The organism is Stenomitos rutilans (assembly GCF_059505485.1).
In genome coordinates this window covers 1-5,943 of sequence record NZ_JCACKR010000036.1, presented here as the reverse complement: position 1 = coordinate 5,943, position 5,943 = coordinate 1, and the positions used below count along the sequence as shown (strand labels likewise).

Annotated in this window: 6 protein-coding genes; 5 read left to right on the top strand and 1 reads right to left on the bottom strand. The window is 45.5% G+C overall.

The genetic code is table 11. The annotated features are described in order from the left end of the window. The first annotated feature begins 91 nt into the window (after positions 1-91). Both AC5JLP_RS06120 and AC5JLP_RS06115 read left to right on the top strand, forming a co-directional pair. A complete protein-coding gene (locus AC5JLP_RS06120) occupies positions 92-364 on the top strand; it encodes a DUF5674 family protein (RefSeq protein WP_496067034.1) in 273 nt (90 codons plus the stop codon). Beyond that, positions 361-729 carry a hypothetical protein gene (locus AC5JLP_RS06115; protein WP_496067033.1) on the top strand — a complete coding sequence of 123 codons (369 nt, stop codon included), beginning with the start codon at positions 361-363 and terminating at the stop codon, positions 727-729. Before AC5JLP_RS06120 ends, AC5JLP_RS06115 begins: the two co-directional genes overlap by 4 nt. Before the next feature lie 79 nt (positions 730-808). Here the strand turns inward: AC5JLP_RS06115 and AC5JLP_RS06110 are convergent, their stop codons facing one another. Next, positions 809-1,087: a hypothetical protein gene (locus AC5JLP_RS06110; RefSeq protein ID WP_496067032.1), complete on the bottom strand. Its 279-nt coding sequence runs from the start codon at positions 1,085-1,087 to the stop codon at positions 809-811. Between the two features lie 109 nt (positions 1,088-1,196). Here AC5JLP_RS06110 and AC5JLP_RS06105 point away from each other — a divergent pair, with 109 nt between their 5' ends. The 3 genes from AC5JLP_RS06105 (at position 1,197) to AC5JLP_RS06095 (ending at position 5,817) form a co-directional block, all read left to right on the top strand. Beyond that, a complete protein-coding gene (locus AC5JLP_RS06105) occupies positions 1,197-3,728 on the top strand; it encodes an NACHT domain-containing protein (RefSeq protein WP_496067031.1) in 2,532 nt (843 codons plus the stop codon). Between the two features lie 70 nt (positions 3,729-3,798). Further along, the gene (locus AC5JLP_RS06100; RefSeq protein ID WP_496067030.1) at positions 3,799-4,134 is read left to right on the top strand and encodes a nucleotidyltransferase family protein; all 336 of its coding nucleotides are present in this window, start codon (positions 3,799-3,801) and stop codon (positions 4,132-4,134) included. A gap of 276 nt (positions 4,135-4,410) precedes the next feature. Next, entirely contained in the window at positions 4,411-5,817 is a 1,407-nt protein-coding gene (locus AC5JLP_RS06095) for an LCP family protein (RefSeq protein WP_496067029.1), read from the top strand. Positions 5,818-5,943: the final 126 nt, after the last annotated feature.

The window sequence follows — 5,943 nt, the reverse complement described above, 5'->3', positions numbered from 1 at the left end:
GAATTACATCTCAGTCCATCCTCATTTCCTTTTGCTTGTATGAAACCACCCTGCCCAAACTTGGGGGCTAGGGGGCGAAAGATGATCGCTTTTGCGTAAGTCCTACTACATTAAACTGGCAGTAGATACTCGTCTCAGTGTGCTTGCGGGTGGCGGCGCTGATTGCGAAGCAGTGTTGTTGGAAGAGGGCAGCAGGCAGGCGGATTTGTGGGGAGCCAGTGGGAATCCACTCACTCAAAAAGTTTTCTATAAATCCTTAATTAACATCCGTCCGCGTCAGAATAATCGTTCAATGGAAATTCTTGACCTATACATTCGAGAGCAGGTTGCCCGGATCACACAGGAGCTGTTAGGAGGCATATGAAAGACTGGACTGTAAAGCAAGAACGCTATCTACGTGAACTAGTACCAAATCGTTTAGGAGAATTGGCTGCGAATTTAGCGCGCATCAAAGCCTTTTCTAGCCATGATCTAAACCAGGATGCGGTTGCTAGCCTGATTGAGGAAAGCAAGTTTTTCATTGAGTGGACGGCAATGGATGCTGGACTAGATCGCGCCGCAGAGTTAGTTGGGCTACAGGCGCAATTAGCTCGTTGGCAATTAAATTGGTCAAGCCTTTGGGCTGATCGTGAACAACGAATGAATGTGGCAGAACAAGCTAAAAACTGGAGCGATCGTGTTTTAGAAATGTCAGGTTTGTTGCCTCAGTCAATGACAGTATCAAATTAAAGGTTACAGCCAGAAACCAGTTGCATGGCGATCGCTCTTTCCCTTTGCTTTCATTCTTCGCTTATTAGAGCGTAGGGCATTAAAGGAAGAGCGATCGCTGTATGAACCGCTTACTTCCTTTTTTAGATGAATTGGCTTGCATTACGGGTACAAGAACCTGTAGCAAGAGCGCGATCGCTCCGATGACACTTGCGATCGCTCCAACCACCACTGCTGTCGCCAAAATAATCTCAGTTGGACTGGTGCCATACCGCATCCAGGCAGAGGGAGGTTCAATGGAGCCAGAATTCGTAATCACAACCTGGACAGGCTGAGTTTTTGGAGCAGAAGAGTTGGAAGCTATGAGAGAGCTAGCCATCGGTGAATTCCTTTATGAATGTTGTTTGCCGATGGAACTAACTTACCTGGAGTCATCGTTTGAAGTCGCCTCACAGTTGTTAGCAATCAGTTAGCATTGAGCCAACCCATTGTCCTCTCAATATTTCAAGCTTCTGATGTCACCGCCCTCACCACAATCGTCCCTTTTTGAGCAAGCTGGGCAAAGATTTGATCTGGATAGGCTTCGTTCTGACTTGGAAAGAACGGGGAAAATTACACCTAAAAATTGGGAGTATCTAAAGGGCATACTGTGCGGCTTAGATCAAGAGGAAATCGCAGAACAATGCTTTGCTGCTAAAGGCACCGTCAAGACTGCTTTAACCAGGGGTGTTAAAGAACAAATTCTTGAACTTCTTCTAGGTAAGAGTGAGGTCGATTGGAAACGCCTTCCAGCATGGTTGATTGAAGCAGGTTACGGAATTGGAAAAAATCATCACATCAATTGGCAGCAAGTGTGTCGAGGCATGCTCGATCACCAGAAAAAGCTCAGCACGAATGAAGTAATTGCTTCAAAAGCGATGCAGTTTGATTTGCTGGATGACGAAATTTTTGTCTCACTGGCTCTAGTTGAGCGGAAAGAACCAGACCGATTAAGCCAGGATGTACATCCAACACGTTCCTTAAAGCGTTACGAGGAAAAGCCACCGATTGAGTATGAGGCGTTTCGAGAACAGGTCTTACGGCAGGGAGAAAGCGATCGCATTGCTATCATCGGAGAACCCGGAGCAGGAAAGACAACACTTCTACAACACATTGCACTCTGGATTCTAGAGCAACGACTCGGCTTACCGATTTGGATCTCGTTGGGTGACTTGATTAAGAGTGGCGAACTGCAACGTCTGAAGGACTACTTAACACAGGTATGGCTGGAGGATGCGATTCCTAATGTCACTGAAGAAGTTAAGTCTGTTTTTTTGAACCAGTTAAACCATCAAAGAGTATGGCTGTTGCTGGATGGAGCCGACGAAATGGTTGCTTCCTCTGGTATCGCACTCCGAGAGATTCACAAGCAGCTAGGGAGTTGGTTGAGCCAATCATCGATTGTTCTGACTTGCCGAATTAACGTTTGGGATGCAGACATCAATGCTCTAAGAGACTTTCAAACCTATCGTACAAAAGAGTTTTGCTATCCGGCCCAGGTAGAACAGTTCATTAAAAGTGGATTTCGCGAAAGTAATCAGCCGAGTGGCGAACGACTGAAAACTGAATTAGCCAAAACTGAACATGGGCGGCTTCAGCAACTTGTCAGAAACCCATTACGGTTAATGATGCTTTGCACCACATGGCATGAACACAAAAGCCTGCCAGCAACGAAAGCTGAATTATATGGGCGGTTCATTAATGAATTCTATAAATGGAATAAAACTAAGTGGAAGAAGAAAGACCTGAACTATGCTTTCTTTCCGAATACCAAAGCTAAACAAGAGAAGCTTACCCAAGCCCTGGGACGTTTAGCTTGTCGTGCGTTAGATGAGGAAGAAGCACCATTTCGGCTATCCCACAATTTAGTTTTTAATGAACTGGGTGATCCTGAAGATGATGGTTCTGAGTTCTGGTTAGCGCTTAATCTTGGCTGGCTACAGATTGCCAGGAATGCAGACAAATCTTCAGAAAAAGTCTATACATTCTTTCACCCCACATTTCAGGAATGTTTTGCAGCATTTTCGATCAATGATTGGGATGATTTCCTACCTCGTGATCATCAAGATAAACCTACGAAAAACCGTAAGGGAAAAGATACATATCGTATTTTTGAACAACATTGGAAGGAAGCTTTTCTACTGTGGTTAGGACGTAAAGAAATCGAGTTAGATTTGAAGGAAAAACTTATTCAAAAATTAATTAGTTTTAGTAGTCATTCTGGTAAACTCTACTCTTATAAAGCCTATTTTCTTGCAGGCGCAGGAATCTCTGAATTCAAGAGCAAATTCGCAGACACCATTGTGAAAAATCTAATTGGATGGGGTGTAATAGAAACAGAGATAGGCTTTGTTGGCACTGGGTCTAGAAATACACTGAGGGAAACTGATCAAGAAACAGCCATACAAGCTTTGATAGAATTTTTTCGTGAAACTCATTTTACCGATGTAAAAGCGAATATTTTGCAGCATCTAACTTTGATAAACTCTAGCCATAGAATGATTACTGAGTTCCTAGCACAGCCTTCTCAAGATATAATTCTAGCCAAATGTGAACTAGAAAGAAGAAAAGAATTGTGGAGTGATGGTTTATCGAGAGAAGTGGAGGATTGGCGTTCAAAAGAATTTCATAAAAGATTATCATTTTTAGGTTTAGTCAGTAGAAATACTGCAACAGACAATGAAGAGACCATTTACGACCTTTTATTGTTGTTGGAAGAGGAAGAAAATCGATTGGAACCGAAGAAGAAACTTTCAGAAGTATTGTTTACTTTCAATGATTTTCTGTATTATCAGAAGAAATACAGCGACGAGTGTTTATACAAAATGGTCGTATCATTGAAGAAGCTTTTATCTAAACGCTATTCAGGTAACTACACTGACTATCTTTGGCGTTGTGCTCAAAATATGAGTTATCCGGAGTTTTACCGAGCGTGGAACAGTTCTTCTTCCACTACTGATGCCGATTTTTCTACAGAGTGAGTGCGATAGATCCTTACGAAGATCGAGGGAAAATGAGCAATGCACAAAAACTGAAGTAAAAGCTAAGTAATTGAGAGGCAGAGCAATAAAAATTCAAAATATTGATATTTCTAAAGAGGCGATCGCTCACTTCTGTCAGCACTGGCACATCACTGAGTTTGCTCTCTTTGGCTCTGTTCTGCGAGATGATTTTCGTTCAGATAGCGACATTGATGTCTTAGTTACGTTTGCTCCAGATGCCAAACGAGGTTTATCGGAAACCTTACAGATGAAAGAGGAGCTTCAGGAAATCTTTGGTCGAAAAGTAGATTTTATTGTCAAAGCTGCCATTGAACGCAACGAAAACTGGTTGCGCCGCAAAAACATTCTGGAATCTGCACAGGTGATTTATGCCGCGCGATCGTGAATCCTTCATTTCTCAACCATTACAGCGGCGATCGCATCCTGGCAGCAGCGTTCTACCATGACGTAGCCGAACGATCCGGTTGATGCTGGCTAGAGGGTGAACAGTAGGACAGAATCCAACGCTCGATCGAGCCTTCTAAGCGATGTGCAGGAGCAATTCTGTCTAGATATATACCAGGACGAGGGCAAGCTCAGGCTATAATCTCGACAAGTTAGGTTTGGTAGCTTGGATGGACGGGCTGTAGTCGCCTGTGTTAACAACAAAGGATCGCTGGTAGTGACACAAACTGAAAGAGGCGCGAATGTTCAGCCGCCCGATTATGCCGAACAGGCTAAGCGGCACTCAAGTTCCACTGTTCCCGTACAACCGCTCATTGCCAGCCCACCGACTCAGAACGATCGCTCTAGCGGGTGGTTGTTGAAGCGTCTAGCGTTGATTGCTGTGGCGGCCGTTTCAACCGCAATTGGTGTGGCGGCGGCTATGTTGATTCCCCTGCCTACGGGCATTGCGTCGAGTCAGAAAGGGGAGCCATCAGCCGATAGCAATCTCTGGCAGTCTGGTTTTCAGTATCAAGTCGGTCGTCCAGTGAATGTTTTGGTGATGGGGATCGATCGCGTTCCCGGTGCCAAACCAGGCTCGAAGGAGCTGTTTGATGGGCGTAGTGACACCATGCTGCTGCTGCGGGTAGACCCAACCGATGATACGGTCAAGCTGCTGTCGATTCCACGCGATACACAAGTCAATATCTCCAATGTTGGTGTCACGAAGATCAACGATGCCAACGTTAGAGGTGGGGCAGAGCTAGCGGCTACAACCGTCAGCAGCGTTTTGAATGGTATGGCGATCGATCGCTACGTCCGTGTCGATACCGCCGCTTTTCGGGAGTTAGTTAACTTACTGGGTGGCGTTGAAGTATACGTTCCTGAAGCCATGTCCTATGTTGACCAAACTCAAAAGCTTAAGATCAATCTCTCGCCCGGTTTGCAAACTCTGAATGGTGATCAGGCGGAGCAGTTTGCTCGTTTTCGGCATGATGCCTACGGCGATATTGGGCGCGTTCAGCGTCAGCAAACGTTGCTCAAGGCCTTGCTCAAACGAGCGACCAGTCCCGCCATCATTCCCAAGCTGCCTGGCTTGGTGGTGTCCATGCAAAAGTATATCGACACCAATCTGAGCCTGGAGGAAATGCTCGCTTTAACGGGTGCCGGACGCAAACTCAGTCAGGGTAACTTTAAGATGGTGATGCTGCCAGGGCGATTCAGCACGCCGACTGAGTTTAATGCCAGCTACTGGATCATGAACCCCACCGGGCGCGATCGCGTTCTACAACAGTACTTCAACCAGGGCACAACAGAACCTGGTTCATCAACAGCCGCTGCTGACTCGCTTCAGTCGGCCAATAGTCTCAGAATTGCGATTCAAAATGCCTCAAGCAAACCAGATGCCGCTAATCAGTTGCAGCGTTATTTAGCTAACCGTGGGTTTGCCAACGTCTACGTTTCTTCTGATTGGGCTGACAAACAGAGCCAAACTCAAATTGTGGCGCAGCAGGGCGATCTGGGTGGTGCTGAAACGTTGAGACGACTGTTAGGGTTGGGTAGAGTTGAAGCAGACTCGACTGGCGATTTAGAATCTGACTTGACTATTCGCCTGGGGAATGACTGGACGATGCCGACAAACTAAGGTGGTTTTTGATAGTTAGTGGTTAGTGGTTAGACTAGAAACAGAAAATACTTTGCTCGTTTGCTAAAGATCTAGAACTTACGCATTGACAAAAAGAGTGAAATGTGGTGACTCTAGGATAGTCTC

Bases quoted from the DNA above. Each gene is read 5' to 3' on its own strand.
- AC5JLP_RS06110 (WP_496067032.1), bottom strand. From the start codon at position 1,087: ATGGCTAGCTCTCTCATAGCTTCCAACTCTTCTGCTCCAAAAACTCAG.
- AC5JLP_RS06115 (WP_496067033.1), top strand. From the start codon at position 361: ATGAAAGACTGGACTGTAAAGCAAGAACGCTATCTACGTGAACTAGTA.